Below are 20604 nucleotides of genomic sequence, written 5' to 3' on the forward strand. Positions count from 1 at the left end.
GGTGCACGTCGTCCTCGCGTGTGCCAGCATAGACAATTCAAGCCCAAAAAACAACCTCCCCGTGTTGGTCTTGAGGCTTTAGCCTGACCAATAAGCCTGACTATTCCGGCGAATGACGGAACACTTGCTAACCCAAAAGCTGAGGCTTTTCAAAAATAAGTCGGTTTTCAAGTAGCTGGTTCGCCTTGCTCAGGTCACCCTGCGGTAAGACCTTCGCGGGAGGTGGTGGTTTAAATTGAATTTGCTTTGTTAAAAAAACGATCGAATCTCCCTTGCTGGTGCACGTCGTCCTCGCGTGTGCCAGCATAGACAATTCAAGCCCAAAAAACAACCTCCCCGTGTTGGTCTTGAGGCTTTAGACTGACCAATAAGCCTGACTATTCCGGCGAATGACGGAACGCTTGCCAACCCAAAAGCTGAGGCTTTTCAAAAATAAGTCGGTTTTCAAGTAGCTGGTTCGCCTTGCTCAGGTCACCCTGCGGCAAGACCTTCGCGGGAGGTGGTGGTTTAAATTGAATTTGCTTTGTTAAAAAAACGATCGAATCTCCCTTGCTGGTGCACGTCATCCTCGCGTGTGCCAGCATAGACAATTCAAGCCCAAAAAACAACCTCCCCGTGTTGGTCTTGAGGCTTTAGCCTGACCAATAAGCCTGACTATTCCGGCGAATGACGGAACACTTGCTAACCCAAAAGCTGAGGCTTTTCAAAAATAAGTCGGTTTTCAAGTAGCTGGTTCGCCTTGCTCAGGTCACCCTGCGGCAAGACCTTCGCGGGAGGTGGTGGTTTAAATTGAATTTGCTTTGTTAAAAAAACGATCGAATCTCCCTTGCTGGTGCACGTCGTCCTCGCGTGTGCCAGCATAGACAATTCAAGCCCAAAAAACAACCTCCCCGTGTTGGTCTTGAGGCTTTAGCCTGACCAATAAGCCTGACTATTCCGGCGAATGACGGAACACTTGCCAACCCAAAAGCTGAGGCTTTTCAAAAATAAGTCGGTTTTCAAGTAGCTGGTTCGCCTTGCTCAGGTCACCCTGCGGCAAGACCTTCGCGGGAGGTGGTGGTTTAAATGAATTTGCTTTGTTAAAAAAACGATCGAATCTCCCTTGCTGGTGCACGTCGTCCTCGCGTGTGCCATCGTAGACAATTCAAGCCCAAAAAACAACCTACCCGTGTTGGTCTTAAGGCTTTAGACTGACCAATAAGCCTGACTATTCCGGCGAATGACGGAACACTTGCTAACCCAAAAGCTAACTTATAAGGATTTTCAAAAATAAGTTGTTCACAAACATTTGAGGTAGCACTGCTCAGGTCACCCTGCGGTAAGACCTTCGCGAGAGGTGAAAAGAGATTAGTCCAGAGTTAATTAGTCCGAGGTCGATAGCTCCCCCTCCCCGTGTTGGTCTTAAGGCTTTAGCCTGACCAACACTTGCCAACCCTAAAGCTAACTATAAGGATTTTCAAAAATAAGCTGTTTACAAACATTTGAGGTAACACTGCTCAGGTCACCCTGCGGTAAGACCTTCGCGAGAGGTGAAAAGAGATTAGTCCGGAGTTAATTAGTCCGGGGTCGATAGCTCCTGTTGGTCTTAAGGCTTTAGCCTGACCAATAAGCCTGACTATTCCGGCGAATGACGGAACACTTGCCAACCCTAAAGATAACTATGAGGCCTTTCAAAAATAAGCTGTTTACAAACATTTGAGGTAGCACTGCTCAGGTCACCCTGTGGTAAGACCTTTGCGAGAGGTAGGCAATCCCCTACGAAGGAACTTACCTGTTTTTAATTATATCAGCCTTTGACAGGAAGAACGAAGGTTAAAAACTTTCTTCTATCTACAGGCTTAAGTTGAAAAAACTTAAGCCTGTGGTGTAATAGCTGATCAATGCTTTCATCCTGTTTTACTCCAACTCAGCATAAACGCAGGCGTCCTGACGCTGGTCTACCAAGCGTCCTATCAACCATATAAATGGCTCGACTTGCCCGTTGAGTACACAGTTGCCCTGAGAAATGCTCTGAAGCAAGGCTTGCACATCAGCCGACTGCAAGGCAACAATGGTCGCCTGATCGGTAAAAGACAATGTGCAAGAAGGCAAACCTTTAGGCTTACGATGAGTCAGGGTTACGTCTCCATCCTTCACCACAATGACGGTGGGTGCAGTATCTTCCGATATGCTCGCAGCTATGGCAAGGCTAGGAGTTGGGGCAGCACTTTTAGCCATTGTTTCTTTCAGGTAAACAAGCAATGCATTCGCCCAATTTTCAACATCGTTGTGGATAACCCTTGTCTCTCTTGCCTCATCGCGTGTTGCGGCAAGTTGCTGGTCTACTTCACGTTCTGCTTCTATGAGCGCCTCCAAGGTCTTGTCTACGTCTGCACGTGTATGGGCTGCCGAGCAGATCAGCCTTAAACGACCCCGTCCACTTTCTACAATGGGATAAGTCACCGCTGATGTTTGCACCCCTCGCTGATACAAGCTTTGTACTATGGCGTACAATTTATCCTTGTTGCTAAAGTGAGGGGTAACAATGGGTCCATCTCCGGTTCCCAGGTCGTAGCCTGCCTCCTCGAAACGTTGGCGCATGTAACGGGTGGTACTCCATAATCGCTCGCGCAAAGCATCATCAGCACGGAGGCGTCGCAATGCAGTCAGTGCCGCTGCCATGTCTGCCGGGCTAACGGATGCCTGAAAAATGTACGCCCTTGAAGACGACTTCAACAAGTCAATGTGTTCTTGACTCGCCGCCACTACTCCACCAAGGCTGCCCAAGGCCTTGCTCAGGGTGGTCATAATAAAGTCTACCTCTTCGGTGACCCCTTGAGCAGCACAAATGCCTGCGCCACCTTCGCCATAAAAGCCAAAAGAGTGGGCTTCGTCTACCAACACCAAGGCATTGTATTTTTTTGCTGTACGCACAATTTCTGCCACTGGAGCCGCCCCTTCGCCCATGCTGTATACCCCTTCAAGCACTACCAACACCGTGCGATAGGGCGATGTTTCTGATTCAAGCACCGCCGCCAAATCAGCCGAATTGTTGTGTTGGAAGGTTCTCACGGTAGCACCACACAAACGGGCACCATCTACAATAGACGCGTGACAGAGTTGGTCGATGACCACCACATCGTTTCTGCCCAACAACCCTGCTATTGCACCTACGTTGGCGGTGTAGCCAGTAGGAAACAGGCAAGCACTGGGTTTGCCTACCAAGTCGGCAAATTCGGTTTCGAACTCAAGATGTTGGTTGGTCATGCCAGATGCCGCCGCTGAGGTGCCCATGCCTGTTCCAAAACGAGCCAAAGCCTGAGATGCTTCTTCCATTACCTTTTGGTCGCGGTTCAAACCAAGGTAGAGGTTGGTTGTCCATATAATCGCTTCCTGCACTTCATCGTTGTAGGCATCGCCTACTGTGCCCCTGGTGGCACTTCCCGTTTGCAATACTTTGCTATAAGGGTTGCGTCGGTCATTGTTTACCATAGATAAGACTTCCTGCACCAACTTGCTTTTGTCGGTGGCGTTCCACGCCGATGCTTTTGCCGCTTGAAACGTAGGATGACTGGATTGAATATGGGTTTGGAAACTGGCAAGTGTATCTGTAGCCACGCCGGGTAGCGTGTTTGCCGAGTGGCCATTGAGGATGCTTCCTGTCGCGTTGGCAATGTAACTGGCGAGTGCCTTTGGGGTGGGGTATTCGAAGATGGCCTGTGCTGGCAGCTCCTGCCCCAACAATTTAGTAAGTCGGCGACTAAACTCCAGGGTAGTGAGCGAGTCGATGCCCAAGCCATCGAACGAATGGTCTGGCAATACCTGAGCGACATCCGTCAGATTTAATAAAGAAGCCACTTCGCCTCGAATGAGGGATAGTATTGTGGTGTGTTGTTCATTAGGTGAGTCTGTCAAGCCCTGGTGGGGGCTGGAACCATTGACAGCACCATTCCCTTTTTCAAAACACTGCCCTTCATCCAGGCTCATGAGTTTCTTGCGATCGAGTTTGTCATTGGGCAAAAGAGGCAATGCCTTGAGGTGTTTTACTACCTGGGGCACCATATACTTTGGGAGTCGTTTTGCCAAATAAGCTTTCACCCTCGCCTCGGTTGCTGTTTCGCCTTGGCTTACCACATACGCTACCAGTATTTTCTGCCCAATGCCTCCGTCTACAGCGGCCGCAGCGGCAGCGTCAATGCCTGGCATTGTTTCAAGTGTCGACTCTATTTCTTCCAGTTCAATTCGGAAGCCCCTGACCTTTACCTGTTGGTCGACTCGCCCAAGAAACTCGATCTCACCGTTTTCTGTCCAGCGACACAGGTCGCCGGTTTTGTACAACCGATTGTCTGGAATCAAATCGCTGGCGGTATGCTCAATAAAACGCTCTTTGGTCAGCGCCTGATCGTATAAGTAGCCACGCGCCACCTTACTTCCGGCAAGGTAAAGTTCTCCGGCTACCCCTGCCCCCACAGGTTGCAAAGCATCGTTTAGAATATAGGCACGCGAGTTGGGCACCGACTTGCCAATTGTGACCACTTGAGTACCCGCCGCAACTTCGGCAATGGTCGAGTACACGGTGTCTTCGGTAGGCCCATACGCATTTAATATTCTCAGGTCGGGTTTTTGGGCGTGTACTTGCTCTACCAATGAGCGTTTGAGTGCTTCGCCGCCGAAAACCAGGCATTGTATGCCTTCGGGTAGTTTTTCTACCGAGAGCAAGGCTTGCACCGCTGATGCCACCATTACGCAGGTTCTTATTTGGTCTACTGCGGGTAGCTTGGTTAGTTCGAGGGCGTTTTTTGCGAGTATGATTGTACCACCCAACGACAATGTACCCATCGTTTCCATGACAGAAGTATCGAAACACACAGAAGCTCCCGCAAACACCCCTTCCAGTTCTTCATTGCTGAATCGCCCACGCATTTCCTGGCTCATAGATACCACATTTTTATGCTCAACTGCTACTCCTTTGGGTCGCCCGGTAGAGCCTGAGGTATAAATGACATACGCCAGGTTGTTGGCAGATGGTTGTATAGCGCTATTGGTATGTTTGCCCACCTTGTTCATCCAGATGAGTTCGCTTCCCCCACTACACAAGTCAGCGGTGTGGGCATCGTCTACGATGGTAGCCATTGCACGGGAATGCTCTAACATGTACCTGACCCGATCTTGTGGGTAGGCAGGATCGAGCGGAACATAGGCACATCCTGCCTGCATAACTCCAATAAGGGCTGCCACCAGTTCCCAGGAGCGGTGCATACACACCCCTACCAACGCTCCAGGTTTTACCCCACGGTTCTTAAGTTCTCCGGCCACCTCATTGGCTCGTTTGATCAGCTGTTGGTAGTCAATGTTGGTTTCACCATCAATGATGGCTATCTTTGTTGGATGGGCTAACCGTTGCTTTGCGATGAGCCCACAAATAGTTGTTTCCAGTTTATCCATAATTATTTATCCTATTTTTATTATATTGGTTAGTGTTATGGGCATTAGATAGTCCAATGCTGGCGTAACTGCATTAAGCACCGATATACAGGCTTCAGCCACTATTGACCATCGTCTGTGGACTAAAGCGCGCCCAAGACTTCGAGCCAAATAAGACCTAAATTGTTATTAGCTATTATTTGAAATCAACGCTTTTCTACAGAGGGTATAGTTTGCCACTCAACTACCTTTGGTAGAAGTAATTTGCCAGAAAAATTGAAAACTAATGTTACATCGTTGGTTGAATTGAATACAGGCGTTTTGGAATGGTTGAAAATTCCTCTGATTCAGGGGTTGTGTGATTTGCGTGCTTTAGGCAACTCTAAAATTAGCGCTTCGTGTCAAACGCATAGCCGTCAGGTTAAGCAAACAAGTGTAGAAAATTTACCCTAAAAATACCGCCACCGCCTCAGCGAGTGTCTCCACTCGCTGATTGAGTCTCTAAAAAAAAGCGCCCAAAGAAAGTCTGGTCTCTTGTGAAGACACAAGCGACGGCGGAGATTAGCACTTCGTGTCAAACGCAGGCCAAATTTAGTGGTTTTACTCTTTTTATTATGGCAGAGGTAACTTTTATGGTCTAAAGCACCAAAGGCAGACCATTGCCTGCCTGTTTTTAATGCTTACTCTGGTGTTGCTTGACTTTCAACGCTTAAAGTTGATAATTGCTTTGAGTAACAGGGGTATCATACTGCTCCCAAAGGCAAGTTTGAAACAGTCAAAGGCAGACAGTTGCAAGAAAAACTTCCCGTAGGTTACGCCAATATGAGCCAAGCCATTGATTCATTTACCATGTACTAAATTAACCATTTTTGATATTGTTTTGCTTAAAAATCTCCTGGGCTTGTTTTTTTAGACACGTACAGTCTGTGGGGGTCATCGACCAAGCTGTAGTCGATGATACTCATTTGAATGGAGCCGTCTGCCTGCAAAGTAGCGGCTCTACTGGCATCATCAGGGGCGCTCAATAGTCCTGTCATCCTGCCACCCTGGTTTGTACTTACGATAGGATCAGTTTGCCCTATCACAATGTGTACTATCCATAAATAGTCAGTACTATGGTTGCTGTCATACGCGGCAAAAGTAACCTTATCAGCATCCCCTTCTTTTACCCGTTTCAAAAACTTGTGGGGGGCTGCCACCGAAGCAATCAACATGCCCGCGTCACCATGGCGTTTAAAAATCAATTGTTGGCTTACCTGGTTGGCTCTTTCGTGGGCAACCGAGGTAGTGGCAGCGTTCAAGCCGGGTTGTATGGTAATAATTTTACCTCCTTTGCGAAAAGCCAGTTGGTAAGTAGAATAATCGTTGAGCTGTGCCTGGCACGATGCCCCATAACCTAAACAGGCTAACAGACTTATGATAAATATTTTGTTCATCTTCTTATTTGATTTAAATAGTGTTAGAAAAAAGGGAGGAGAGACATTGCCGCAACATCTCACCAGCATTGCTGGCAGGCAACGCTCCCACTCCCGGTCTTCCCTCTTTTTTTAATGAATAATCAATCTTTTAGTCAATACACCCTGGGCAGTTTTGAGGGTGTAAAGGTATACCCCTTTAGGCACCTGCTTTCCTGTTTGGTTTTTGAGTGTCCAAACTACCTGATGCGCCCCCTTAGACTGAAAGCCTTTGACCAGAGTACGGACAGTTTGCCCTAGGTTGTTGGTCACCGCCAAGGTTACTTGCCCTGCCTTGGGTAAATAATAAGCAATGGCTGTTTGGGCATTGGCAGGGTTGGGCTTGTTTTGATACAACTGCAAACCTGCTTCGCCGACTTGGGTAGCCGCTGACACATCTTTGCGTAAGCGGAACACATAAGGATCGGCTATTTTTCCTTGCAAAGCCGAAGGGGTCAGACCCATCACGTTTTCCAAGGCGTAAGCCTCTCCACTGGCACGCGTCACCAACTGAAAGTCTAATTGCTCTCCGGTTTGGTTGGTATAAGCTGTCAGAAAGTAATACCACTTGCCTTCTATTTGCTGAGGAATGGCTACCCCCCTCACTTGGTTGTCGGCAAAGGCGACCACCATATAGTCTTGCTCATTTTGCAAGCCTTCGTCGCTTTGCAATACACCTATCACGTGGCTTGAATATTTGTAATCTCCTACATTTACGCTCAGGCGCAAACGTTGAGCATCTGCCACTACCGCTTTGACTGGGGCGGCTACCTGACTACTTTTTCTTAAACTAAGATTAGAGGTACTGGAATACTTGAGAGTAGACACATTGGTCACCTTTATTTTGTATCCCTGGTTGGGTATGAGGTGAGTCAATGAACCTACCCAGGTACCTGTACCATTGACCAAAGTATATTGGGCAAGCCCTTCTTTAGAAATGAGCACATCTCCTATAGATGGATCAGGATTCAAACGGCTCATTGCCTGTACAGTGGTAATGGCATCGGTGCGGGTATACCCCAATGCATTGTTGTCGGCATCGTTGCCATTGTCAGGGTTTGCCACCAAGTCGATGGTTTGGCTACGGTCTGCCTGGTATCCGGTGACCTGTAGGGCTCTGCTGCCTCCATTGTGGCAGGTAACCAGGTACGACTTGGTCACATCCAACAAGAAGTTGGCATGTACATTGCCCGCCGCATCTTTCCATTGGGCACCATCATATATGATCTCTGTCAAGGCATCCATTCCTTGGGTTTGAATGGCATCATTTACCTGAAAACCAGTGACTTGATTCAACGAAAGTGTCTTACCACCTGGCACGTCGGTTGCCCGAAAGCTCAGCCAGTGGTTTTTACCCAAAAGGTTGATGGCATACTGCGCCTTGCCCGAATAATCGGCATCCAGGGTAGTGTTCAAAGTAACGCCATTGGCAAACTCTACAGTACCTATCGGATTCTCTTGGCAAGCTGTACCATCCCACAAATACACTGTACAAGTGGCATTGGTTGGGCTTGCCTCATTCGCATAAACATTGAGCGAAGCTACTGCAGTATTGCCTACTGCCTGTACAGTTCCTCTGCCCACCAAAGCACCTTGACTGTTTCTCACCAACAGGGTTTTGCCTATGGCATCGGTATACGCCTGTCCCGCTTTTTGAATGGTCAGTTGGGCACTCATGCTAAAAGTAAAATCGGCTGGAGAAACCGTTAAGTGGCTTTCGTCGCAACTTACAATTACCTTGATGTCCAGGGTTTCGTACCCTAACAATGCTGCCCCTTGGGTGATTTTAGCCTTTACCTGTCCGTAATAAGTACCTGCACTTAGCCACGGCGCTGTAGCAAAACTCATGGCATGGGTATGTCCTCCGGGCAATGTATATACCCCATTTGCCAACGCTGCATTGTTGGTAATGTTTAACCACATAGGCACCTCGGTCAATTGGTATTGAACCTCGGCAGCATTGGTACTTACCAGACTCAAATCAAACAACTGGCTGGTACCTGTGGTTTGCACTACAGTATGGTTTGCCTTGTTCCAGCCTATATTATTACCATCTACCCTAAAAGTCCACGATCTGCCTGCCGCCGGATTGCCAAAGGCGTCTTTAATAGCGTCATCATTGATGGTTGCTGTCAGCAAAGCACCTTCTAATAATTCGGGGGCAAAAGTGGCCACAGGTTGCACAATCACTTGGGTAAGGTCAGCCGAAGTACTCACCGCTACCGGAATGTCATGCACAATGGTTTCTATATTTAATGGAGCCGCCTGGCCTTTGGTAATAAAACTCACCCCATTGCTGGTGGTGCCACTGGTTTTGCCGGTAAAGTCACGAATGGCTTCTCCATCCAGGGCAATGTTGTCTAGTACATAATAGGCCTGCAGCCCTGCTTCGGTACCAATGAGACGTTTCTTCATATTCGTTCTGATGTTGGCTTCCTGCAGTGCCTTGTTCCAGATGCGTACTTCGTCTAATCCTCCTCTGAAACCTTCCAGGCCATTGGCTTGTCCTATCACCAGGTCGCTGGCATCGGCCGCAAAGTGTTGTATGCCTGCCGAAACACTTTTGGTCAATCTTCCATTGAGATAAATCTTCAAAGTGTTGATCGCCTTGCCCTTGATAAATACTACAGCCACATGGCTCCAGTCATCCAGGTCTAGCGACTCATCGGTAAAAGCACTGCCTTGTCCGGCATAAATTTTATTGCCTTGAATAAAAGAAATGTTCCAATTGGTACCCTTGCTGACAATGGGTGTAGACAATACACTGCTGTGTAACTTGTTTGGTTTTACCCAAAACTCTACCGTATAAGAACTGTCCAAATCCAACACATTTTGATCGGGAATAGTGATTTGATCAGCCACTTGGTCAAACAATGCTGAAGTAGGCACGTATTCTACGCTGCCTAAAATTCCCCGCAACGACACGTTCAACGGATTGACCCCGTTGGCATTGAGGGTTTTGTTGTAAGTAGCAGTGGCCAGGGCACTTGCGGTAGTGCTTCCGTTCAAGGGCGATACCTCTATAATGGTTGGGGTAGCTCGTTGAACGTTCCCTGTAATCCATTCGCTTGGGTTGTTTACCTCCCAGTCTTCGAGGGCGCTTCCGCAGATAGGCACTACCCTTACCCTATAGGCTTGGTCGGCACCAATGGCGGTGGTGTTGAGGTGGTAGCTATAATACCCTTGAGCATCAGGCGTTCCCAGCTCAGCCAGGGTTACCTCTTTGGCAAACTGAATGTCGTCAGAAGAAGGCAAAGCAAACTCCAGGCGCACTTTGGCAAAAGTAGCGTGAGGAGTAACTGGCTTCAGCTTAAACGGCAAGGTGTTTTTAGCAGTACTGTTTACCACCCAATTGGTAGTAGGAGCGGCTACCTCTATACTGCCTGCACAAGGCGCGTGAAAATAAGCGTTGAGTTTTACTACATCTCTTAGCCTCACATATTCGGTTCCGTCTGAGTTATACACCACGGCTCTTTTGTCTTCTCCTTTTAAGAACTCTTCTCCTATTTTTTCCCCTTCATACATCTCCAGAATGCTTTCGTCACAAGCAGAATAGAACACCAGCGGAATATTGGTAAACTCAGTAGGAGAAGAAGCTTCAGTACGCTTTACAAACACCCTTAGTACTTTGGCTTCGCCGGGTTCCAGGGTATAAGTTCGGGGAATCAACAAGTTGCCCAAACCCTCTACCCGCACCGAAGTACCAGAAGGCAAGTCGGCGGCAGGCACTTTCAATTTATAGGTTTTGGCAAATCCACCGTTAGTGGCTTCGTTGGCTTTTTGGGTATTGCTTATGGTAATGTCAAATACTGCTTCTCCCGTAAGCTCTGCCCAGGCTAAAGAGTTGGCGGCAACGATTTCTACTCCCTGACGGGCTAAAGTATGCTGTTCTACCGGACACATAGACTCTCCTGCTCTAGCCACAATGATAGGCGTGGGGTAGTCAGGATCTTGTCTAAACCTCATGCTAAACTGGTCGTTGACGTCCTTGTCAAACAAATTGATTGTAAATGCTTCGGTGTCTTCACTACCACTGCCCGTTTGAGAATCTATCTCGTGCGACAAGGAAATTTCGCTGTCCAGGTTATACTTCACGCTAAACACCGTGGCGTTTGTTTTAAAATATTTGGTAAAATCCAGGGTGTTTTTTACGTTTACTACCTTGCTGGTGGTGGCATTTTTGCCAATGGCAAAACTCAGGTTTGCCTGCCCCGACAAGGCTACAGGTCCAGTAGGCAAACTTTTGGTTCCAGCCTCGTTTTTCATAGTAAAGGGGTCGTTGTTGGTACCCTGAAACACCTGTTGGCGGCTAGTAATGGTTTTGTTCAACGCCTCTTGCCATTTTCTAATGTCGCCCAAACGGTTTTTGATCGTATCTACCTTACCCCGGTCGTTGGCCGACAAGTCCTCACGGTTTTTATTCTCCGCATCGGAGTCGTTTAAGCCCGCCCGCAAACTGGTAATCAATGTATGGAGGCTGGGAATTAATTTGTTTTCAATAGAAAAACGGGTAAAAACAAAAGTAGCGCCCGTTTCTACCGAAGTAGTAGGGTCGTTCTGGGTAAGGGTAGCTGTGCAACCCTCTACCGAAATTGTTTTACCTGTCCCCAGGTACATAATGTCGCTTGTCCCAAAAAACATATCACTTTGTTCGCCTGGTAGCGGAGAGGCACCTTGAGGGGTGCTGATGTTGGTATTGAAGCTCAAGGCATTGGTAGAGGTCTTGCCACCACCTATGCGGATATTTTCTGAAACGGCTCCTCCGGCACTTACTTCGCCAGTAGACGATTCGTATAATACTACAGAACCTCCTCCTAGTCCAACCCAAGCCCCCATATACGCCGAGTGTTTGGTTCCAGCAGTGATTTTGGTGGCAAGTTTTACCGAACCTGTATTGATCAGGCTAGAGCTACTGTTGATGGTTGCTCCTTTGCCCCAGGTAGTACTACTTCCGTCGCCTGGTGGGTCATACAATACTTGTTTTACATTGGGAAAAGTAAGGGTAAAAGTCTGATTTTCATCTTGTACTACGCCCACTACCCAAGCAGTCAGCGAAGCAGTAGCTTGTCTATCGGTAGCGTTGATGGTCAATTGGCGGGTATGCTCGCCCGTAAAGTTGGGGTAAGCCGTCCAGATGGCCACGGTGTCGATACCTGTCGCACTGGTAAATGGCGCATCAGGCGAACTCCCCACTACTTCGTCTTTGCCGTGGTACTGAGGCAAATCTCCTGACACATAATAGTTGGTATTGGCACTATAGCATTTGCTGTCGCCATATTGTTCAAAAAATTCCAGGCGTACCCGGTATTGTTGCTGTTGCTCCAGAATAAAGTTGTTGTTGGTCGCACAATAGTTGGTCGCAGAGGTAGCATCAAACGGAGTCCAGCCCTGGGTTTTATCCAAAATATCTACCACGCTTGCCTTCACCTGCAAAGGACTGCGGTACTCTACCCCTACTGTAGCCCAACCTTTGGTAATGTCTATCCCAAACTGGGTTTTTACAATGGCAGGATCTGCTTGGTTGGTCAGGGTAACCTTGTAAATACCGGGCAACAAATTATCTACAGTAAACACGGTACCATCACCATTAAAAATATCGCTGGCGCTGGGAGTGGTACCCGCCGTAAAGGTTTTGCTAAAGGCAGGGCTGGTCACATCGGTACGCTCTATGGTTACATCCCACAAACCAATGCTGTTGTTGCAGGGAATGATGATGTTGCCCGTGATGCCATAACGGGTATGGTTGTAGAAGTTAATCGACGATTCGGGTTGGGTCACATTCCATACTTGTTTTTCTCCCTGAGCAAAAGCGCCTTGTGCCTCATACTCGTATTTGTATTTACGTGTGTAAGCATTGGCCATCGACCCATCAAACAATGGCATGGTAGACTCATCGCTTACATCATTGAGTAAGTTCAAGGCATGGCCTTGACTATGGGCAGTATTGCTCACTACCCGCAGGCTTTGGGCGCTTTCGCCAAAGGCATAAGAGTGGGTCAGGTGGTGGTCATCGTCTTCAATGTAATTACCCGCCTTTAGGTCATCTAAAGTGGGCTTGTTATACACCACATCCCGCTTCTCTATCAAATGCAAGTGGGCTTTTAGGTTTTCAGTCAAATTGCTCCCTTCGGCACCCAAATGAACAAAACCAGCCAGCTCAGACGAGGCAATGGTGGTAGCACTGGCCACCATACTGGAAGCTCCGGTATAGAGGTGCAAAATTTGGGTGGTATTGTCATAAGTAAAAGCAAAAAACTGCCAACCGGTACTGCTACCAAAAGGCAACTCTGCCAATGATACATCTGCCTTGTAAAGCGCTAAAAAAGTATTGTTACGCAACACCAAACGAATGTTACCTACTTGCATAATGGTTTGCAGGGTGGGTACTTGCCCTTCGGTAAAGTCATCTCGCTTGATCCACCCCGACCAAGTAGCGCCATTGCTGGGAGCAATAAAGGTACTCTCCGATTTGGCATAGTCATTTATCCCGTCAAACTTCAGGCTCTGGGCACCAAACGAACGTAATTGCTCTCGGTTGGTTACCTGAAAATGCTGCAGGCCGATGGGCAAACTCAGGTTGTACTGTCCAAAGTTGTCAGAACCTACCGGAGCACCTCCCTCATCGTTGATCATGAGATAGTCTAAGGCAGTTGGGTTGAGCCCCGAAGCAAATTGAAAGCTTTGCCCGGCAGGTACCGGATACTCGATGCCCTCTTCATGGTAAAATACATTGCCCGAAATATTGAATTGCGACTCGTCGGTAAAGTCTACCTCTGACTTGGTATAGTCGCTCGCCTGAACGCTGCTTTGCAGCAAAACGTTTTTGGCTACGGGGTTAAACAGGTGGTTGGTTTTGACGGGTGCTACAATAAAACCAGTGCTGCTGTTGCCAAAGTTTAAGCCTTCCATCACATAGTTGCCAAAATCGTTGGTATACACTACATATTGCAGGTCGTGGTTTATTGCTATTCTGGGCAACACCTCGGTTGTTTTGGCAACATAGCGCCCCGCAGTGCGGCTCGCCTGATTATACACTTCTTTTTCGGCATCCAGGTCAAATCGGTAGTACAACCACAGGTTTTCGTAGGTGTCTTGGTTGCCACTGATCATGTATGGAGCATGGTTATGTACCTGCTTGTCGAGGCTTGTCATCCACTCTTCGTCGGTTTCGTCGCGGTGGGTAGCTTCATCTACACGCACAATGCCTCTTTTTACTCCCCACACCCTCAATTCGTCCAAGGCATAGTCGGTGCCTGCACTGGCGTTGATGCTCCAGGCGTTCAACACCCCAATATTGCTGTAGGCATAAGCGGTGGTATTGTTTGCCACCAATGCCCCATCTATGTAGATACGTCCGCCAATGGCAGACCATACTATAGCATAGTGGTGCCATTGGTCATCTCCGGCAGGGTTGGTATACACCAGGTAAGAAGTACCATCTCCATTGGTTGCTTCAACGGCGTTGCCCGCTTGCATTTGCACCTGTACATTGCCCAAGGCAAATACTGTGTTAGGGTCGGTGGTGGCTCCTTTGTACCAAAACTCTATCATAAAATCGGAGGCAGCCCCACTTTTCTTAAATACATCTACATTTTTTACCAACAAAGGCTTGGAGTTTTTCGCCAGACCCAAGGCGTGCCCCGGCAAACCACCATCGCCCTTGAGGGTAATGGCTGCTTCAGGGGTGCCTACCTGACTTGAGGAGGCAACTGTACCCGATATTTTACCATTGTGAAACACAAAGCCATAGTCGAGTCCGGTAGAACTTACCTCTCCGTTGGCTTTGACTTTGTACAAGTCGGTTTCTCCGGGTAAGATGTTACTTTTTACTTCAAAAGTAAGCTGATCGCCCACGCTGGAGCCTGCATTTACAGACCCTATCTGGCTGTCGTTTTTGAATATATTGTAGCTGGTGGCGCCTTTGATATGTGGCCAGGCAAGTACTACTTTGTCAGGATGGGCTCCTTTGGAGGCACTCAACAAAATTTTGTCATTCAAGAAAATAGGATGCTCAATATCGTCTCTTACCTCCAGCGTAGTAGTAATGCCTTTGTAGCTGCGTATCCCTTGCCCCATTTTGGGTGAACCTGCCAATGCATCTCTCCATTGCATGGTGTCTAGTGAGTCGAGCATAGAGGTGGCTACTGACGCTTTTTCGTACTGACCCAGCAGCATATACAAGCCTCGGTTGTCAATCAGGTTGGTGAGTTCTACTTCGTTCAGTTTGGTAAAACTTCTCAACCAGTTGGCATCAATATCGCCTTCAGTACGTGCTTTGTTCCAGGTACGTATTTCGGCTATTTCAAGCAAGCTGTGTTGATCACGTTTGCGGTGAAAATACAAATAACGCGGATGAGGAGTGGCAAGGTTTGCCGACACTTCGGCTTGCTTATGTCCATTGATGTATATTTGCAATACCTGAAACTTGTACACCAAAGTAACATGGTGCCAGGTACTTGCCTGTACCGTTCCACTCAAATCAATGGTTTGGCTGGTGCCTCCCAAACGGACGACCAGTTGGTTGCCCGCCGTCATTTTCAACGAAAATGACTGGTCGTTGCCTAGTATATCAGTCAGTTGCCAATCGTTGTTGGCAAAGGTAGAGCGTATCCAAAATTCTATGGAGGCTTCCTGGGCAATGCCCGCCGATAAAGCCGCCTGTAGGTCGATGCCCGTATTGAAGTGGCTGGCATAGTTGATGGCGTTCATACGCAATATGCCATGGCTTTGGGCTCGGAGCGATTGATGGCTTCCCAGCAATAGCAGGGCAAGCAAACCACTCAACAAGTATAATTGTTTGTGTATTTTCATAACTAAAAAGCATAGACATACAACTGGCAAATGCATAGGTGTACTGTTTACTGGCTTGGCTGCTTATCGCAACCATCCACCAAAAGACAAGCACCAACCATTGGCATGGGTTGTAGTCAAGAGGTCTGGGGTTATTTTTTGGTAGTAGATGTGTTGACTTGTTGCTTGAGTTGGTCAAGCTCCTTCTTCAAAGCTATGGTGTATAAGGTGAGTTCTTCTACTTTTTCCATCAACAACACATTCATTTGGGCTACGTTCATGCCCTCTTTCACTACCTTGGTAGCTTTGGGTACTTTGGGCAAATGCCCGTGTTTTTTGATGTAAGCGTCTACTTCTTCGAGGGGCATTAGGTCGTAACCTGCTTCAAACACATAATCAGGGAAACTACCCACATTGAGGGTGAGGCTGTGTCCTTTCATGCTACCGTTTACGTCAAGGGTAGCCTCAGGAGTAATTGTGTTAATGCCTACCTTTTTAGAATAAAACTCCCCATAAATCAAGGTACGGGTTTTAGAATTGGCAATGTACAGACGTCCATTTTTTGTTTCGTCATAGCCTGCCTGATACCCCAAAAATACGCTGCTGCTGCCTAGCGAGTTGTTATAACCTGCCTCGTGCCCTATAGATACATTTTTGCTCCCTACCGATGTGTTGCGCCCTGCGCTGTTTCCTATAAATACATTTTGGTTGCCCACCATCGCACCAAAGCCAGTCTGATGACCCATAAAAATATTGTCTCTTCCTTTGGTATTGCCACGCCCGGCTTCCATACCCACAAAGGTGTTGTTGTTACCAGTGGTAGTTCTATGCCCAGCAATGTTTCCCATAAACAGGTTGTTGGTACCTGTGGTATTGTCGCGGCCTGCCAGCTTTCCTATAAAAGTATTGTCTTTGCCAGCTTTGTTGTTTAGCCCTGCCTGGTGCCCCATAAAAATATTATGCTCGCCAGCGTTATTGGTACCTGCCTGCTCTCCCAGAAAGATATTATACCTGCCAGTGTTATTGGTACCTACCTGATAACCCAGCATGATATTACGGCTGCCTTCATTACTTAATCCAGCTTCTGCTCCTAAAATCACATTGATGCCTGCTTTATTAAAGCGCCCTGCATCTTTACCAACAATCACATTATTGCCTATTGTGCCACCAGTGAGCCCTGCCCTGTGTCCCAGGTATACATTGCCACTACCAATATTATTACGCAGACCAGCCTGATAGCCCATAAACACATTGTGGGAACCCTGGGCGATGGTAAAGGATCCCGCAGCTCCCCCTAAAAATACATTTTCTGTTCCCTTACGTCCTTCATTGTTGTTGTCATAAGAGGTTACTCTGGTTTGTGCCTGGGCAATGGCAACATAGCCCAAACATAGGAATAGAATAAATGATAACTTTTTCATTGTTTTGCTTTGGTTAATTTTTGAGGTTCCTGACAAAGACCAGCAGTACCTATGCAACCTTTGATTGATTGCCCAAGGGTCTTTTCTTTTTACCTTCCTGATGAGGGGCAGTATTGCCCAATTGTTTTATCATTTGGTCTGATGGGTGCGCACCTTCAAGACTATGACACAAAGTACGGGCAATGGGTGTATGTATGCTATTTTTGTTGCCCTTCAAACACTCTTCATGCTCCCCTTCAAATGCCCTTCATGTGCCTTGCCTGGCGAGGCTTTTACAAGCCTAAAACCATTGTATAAACAGGATTATTTTTAAAGGAAAGTGGAATGGTGTGTCTTGCTTGTTCTTGAAGAGGCGTGTGAAATGGAGCCCTAAAGCCAAACCTACGGCTATGCCCTGTTGTGATTTGCTGCAGCTAAAGTATCAGATTTTGAGGCAATTAGCCAAAAGGTAAAATCCATGCTCCCTCCTACCTTGTCGCATGCCCTAATTTATATTCATTCAAAACTACTTCTAAATATAGTGCTGAAGCTTCCTCTGGTACCAAATAAAAGTAGGAACTTGTATTAATTTACACCTATTTCACCTAATTTTTGATAAGTAATTTGCATTAATTAACAAATAATCATATTCTCGCGGCTAATTTAACCATAAACATAATACCATTATGACAAAAAAAATACTGATTATTACAATGTTACTGCTGCTATCAGGTGTAGTTATCGCACAGAAAAAAACGGTCTCAGGAACTGTACTGGACGAAAAGCAACAGCCATTGATTGGTGCTACAGTGCTTGAAAAGGGTACCACCAATGGTACAGCCGTAGACGCTGAAGGAAAGTTTACCCTGAATGTTTCAGAAAACGCCATTCTTCAGGTGCGTTTTGTAGGCTTCAAAACTCAGGAATTAAGCGTAAGTGGACGAAGTACATTTAACATTGTGATGGCAGGAGATGCTGCGTTGGACGATGTAGTAGTAGTAGGAAGCCGTGGCGTACCCAGAATAGAAGTAGACACGCCATTGCCTGTAGATAAGATAGGCGCAAAAGAGTTGATAGCTACCGGGCAAACTACCTTTGATAAGGCATTGCAATACTCTATCCCGTCATTTAGTACAGTACAAACTCCAGTAAATGATGCTACATCTTTGTTAGACCCTTATGAGATAAGAAACATGGGCCCAAGCCGTACTTTGATCTTGATCAATGGAAAGCGAAAAAACCTAAGTTCTTTGTTGTATGTACAAACGTCTCCGGGTAGAGGCGAAACAGGTGCTGACATTTCGGCCATACCTGTAGATGCGATCAAACGGGTAGAAGTATTGAGAGATGGGGCTTCGGCTCAATATGGTTCTGATGCGATTGCAGGGGTTATAAACGTGGTACTCAAAGACCAGACCGATGCACCTGCGCTTACGCTAAGAGGCGGGGTTACCGGAGCAGGTGATGGCGAGTTTTTTGGCGTGTCATTTACCAATGGTTCTAAGTTTGCCGGAAAGGGCTTCATCAATTACGCGATAGACCTTTCACAACAAGGTTTGTCTAACCGACCTGGTACGGTGAATGCCGCAGGGGAAGCCATGGATTTTGGCGCTGATATCAATTTTGTGAATGAGTTTTTGAGCAGAAAACCTGATGCGGGTAACATCAATGGAGCCCCTCAAACTACTGCTGCCAAGTTCTTGATCAATGGAGGAATCAATTTATCTAAGAATACCGAGGTGTATGGCAATGCAGCCTATGTTTACAAAAAGGTAAATAGCTTTGCCAACTACCGTACCCCTTACTGGAGAACCATCCAGGATTTCCCATATTTGGCTAACTTTTTCCCAGGCAATCACCCTACCAACCCTAGTGGATACGATGGGTACGTGCCTAGCTTTGACGGAAACCTTGCTGACTACCATGCCACCCTTGGTATTAAGGGTAAGCTGGGTGAGTGGAACCACGATGCTTCTTTGACCGTAGGTGGCAACCAACAAGGCTATACGGTGAACAATTCGCACAACAGAAACTTTGTTTATTCACCTTCTACCTGGTTAGACGCCAACAGTAATGGAACTGTAGACACGGGTGAACTTACTCAAGGGTCATTGCTGTACAGAGAAAATTCTCCGATTACATTCGACGTAGGGGGCACTCGATTCACCCATACTGTGGGTAACATAGATGTTTCCAGAAAAATTGGCGAAAAACTAAGCTTGGGTGTCGGTACAGAGTTTAGATCAGAAACTTTTACTGTGATAGAAGGTTCTTTAGCTTCTTACGATGGTGGTGGTGCTGATTCTTTTGCTGGAAACCAACCAGAAAACTCAGGTAAGTTTAACCGATACAATATTGGGGGTTATATTGACCTTTTGTATGACATTACTGATAACTTCCTGATCAATGGAACCGCACGGGTTGAAGAATACAGCGATTTTGGCGAAGCCTTTGTATGGAAAGTAAGCTCTAGATATAAGTTTCTTGAAGACAAGGTGATTTTAAGAGGTTCGGTATCTACTGGTTTCCGGGCACCTACCTTGCATCAAATTTATACCCAAAAAGCCCAGTACTCTTTTGTACCTGGTCAGGGTATACAAGTGGGTGGTTTAGTCAATAATGTATCGCCTCAGGCAAAACTACTTGGCATTAAGCCGCTTGAAGCTGAAAAGTCTCAAAACTTTACCGCAGGTATTGCTTTAAAGCCTAAAAAAGGGGTAAGCATTGCGATTGATTACTACAATATTGAGGTAAGAGATCGAATTATATTGGGTACAGAGATAGGACCTACCACTGCTGGAAATACTCCATTGGATGCCTTGTTAACTGCCAACAACCTGACTGATGTAAGCTTTTTTAGCAATGCCATTGACACGCGTACTTCAGGGATTGATTTTGTAGGAGCCATTCGCTACCTCGCTTTAGGCGCTGGTACACTTTCTATCAACTTATCAGGAAACGTGGTGTTAGAAAACAAGCGAATCAATAATGTAAAGAACCCTGCCATTGTTGAATCAGCCAACCAATCGGTGGCCAATGCCACTCAAGAGGCACTTTTCTTTACTTCACGACCAGAAACCAAATGGATTCTTGGACTGAACTATGAATTAGGGAAAGTTACTTTTATGGTAAACAATACGCTTTTTGGCAAAACTACCTTTAAGCAACAAGGGCTTGACAACAACTTGAGAACTGAGTTTGAGCCAAGGGTTGTTACCGACTTAGGGGTTACTATTTCTCCCACCGACAATTTGACTATCTCGTTGAATGCCAACAATATTTTGGGCATCCTTCCTCAATGGAAGTTTGTGGCTGAGAACCCTGCCGGACAAGCCATTATTGATGATACCAGCACCAATGCTTTTGGGCTTACGCCAATTCAGATACAGTCTAACTTGATTACGTTTAACCAACGCTACTCACAAATGACCTACGATGGCTACCACTTTAGCCAATTAGGTTTCTTGTTTAATGCTTCGGTACAGTTAAGATTCTAATAACAATAGTCCATAGCTTCTACAGCCTCAAGTCCTTAGATACCGATGTATATCGGTGCT

Annotated in this window: 5 protein-coding genes; 1 reads left to right on the top strand and 4 read right to left on the bottom strand. The window is 46.8% G+C overall.

Translation table 11 applies throughout. From position 1 onward, the window contains the following. Positions 1 to 1896: 1896 nt before the first annotated feature. The 4 genes from M23134_RS29615 to M23134_RS29630 form a co-directional block, all read right to left on the bottom strand. Positions 1897 to 5424 (bottom strand): amino acid adenylation domain-containing protein, encoded by a 3528-nt coding sequence (locus M23134_RS29615; RefSeq protein ID WP_002702756.1) that lies wholly within the window; start codon positions 5422 to 5424, stop codon positions 1897 to 1899. A gap of 863 nt (positions 5425 to 6287) precedes the next feature. Continuing rightward, positions 6288 to 6839, bottom strand: coding sequence for a hypothetical protein (locus tag M23134_RS29620; RefSeq protein ID WP_002702760.1), 552 nt, complete (start codon positions 6837 to 6839; stop codon positions 6288 to 6290). A 111-nt stretch (positions 6840 to 6950) separates the two neighbouring features. Next, entirely contained in the window at positions 6951 to 15668 is an 8718-nt protein-coding gene (locus M23134_RS29625; RefSeq protein ID WP_002702762.1) for a LamG-like jellyroll fold domain-containing protein, read from the bottom strand. Between the two features lie 131 nt (positions 15669 to 15799). Continuing rightward, positions 15800 to 17068: a hypothetical protein gene (locus M23134_RS29630; protein ID WP_045114604.1), complete on the bottom strand. Its 1269-nt coding sequence runs from the start codon at positions 17066 to 17068 to the stop codon at positions 15800 to 15802. Positions 17069 to 17733: 665 nt separating this feature from the next. Here M23134_RS29630 and M23134_RS29635 point away from each other — a divergent pair. Continuing rightward, positions 17734 to 20544 (top strand): TonB-dependent receptor, encoded by a 2811-nt coding sequence (locus M23134_RS29635; protein ID WP_002702770.1) that lies wholly within the window; start codon positions 17734 to 17736, stop codon positions 20542 to 20544. Positions 20545 to 20604 lie beyond the last annotated feature (60 nt).

This window comes from Microscilla marina ATCC 23134, from assembly GCF_000169175.1.
In the GTDB taxonomy this organism is placed as follows: domain Bacteria; phylum Bacteroidota; class Bacteroidia; order Cytophagales; family Microscillaceae; genus Microscilla; species Microscilla marina.

Coding starts and splice junctions, on each gene's coding strand:
- M23134_RS29615 (WP_002702756.1), bottom strand. CDS start 5,424: ATGGATAAACTGGAAACAACTATTTGTGGGCTCATCGCAAAGCAACGG.
- M23134_RS29620 (WP_002702760.1), bottom strand. CDS start 6,839: ATGAACAAAATATTTATCATAAGTCTGTTAGCCTGTTTAGGTTATGGG.
- M23134_RS29625 (WP_002702762.1), bottom strand. CDS start 15,668: ATGAAAATACACAAACAATTATACTTGTTGAGTGGTTTGCTTGCCCTG.
- M23134_RS29630 (WP_045114604.1), bottom strand. CDS start 17,068: ATGAAAAAGTTATCATTTATTCTATTCCTATGTTTGGGCTATGTTGCC.
- M23134_RS29635 (WP_002702770.1), top strand. CDS start 17,734: ATGACAAAAAAAATACTGATTATTACAATGTTACTGCTGCTATCAGGT.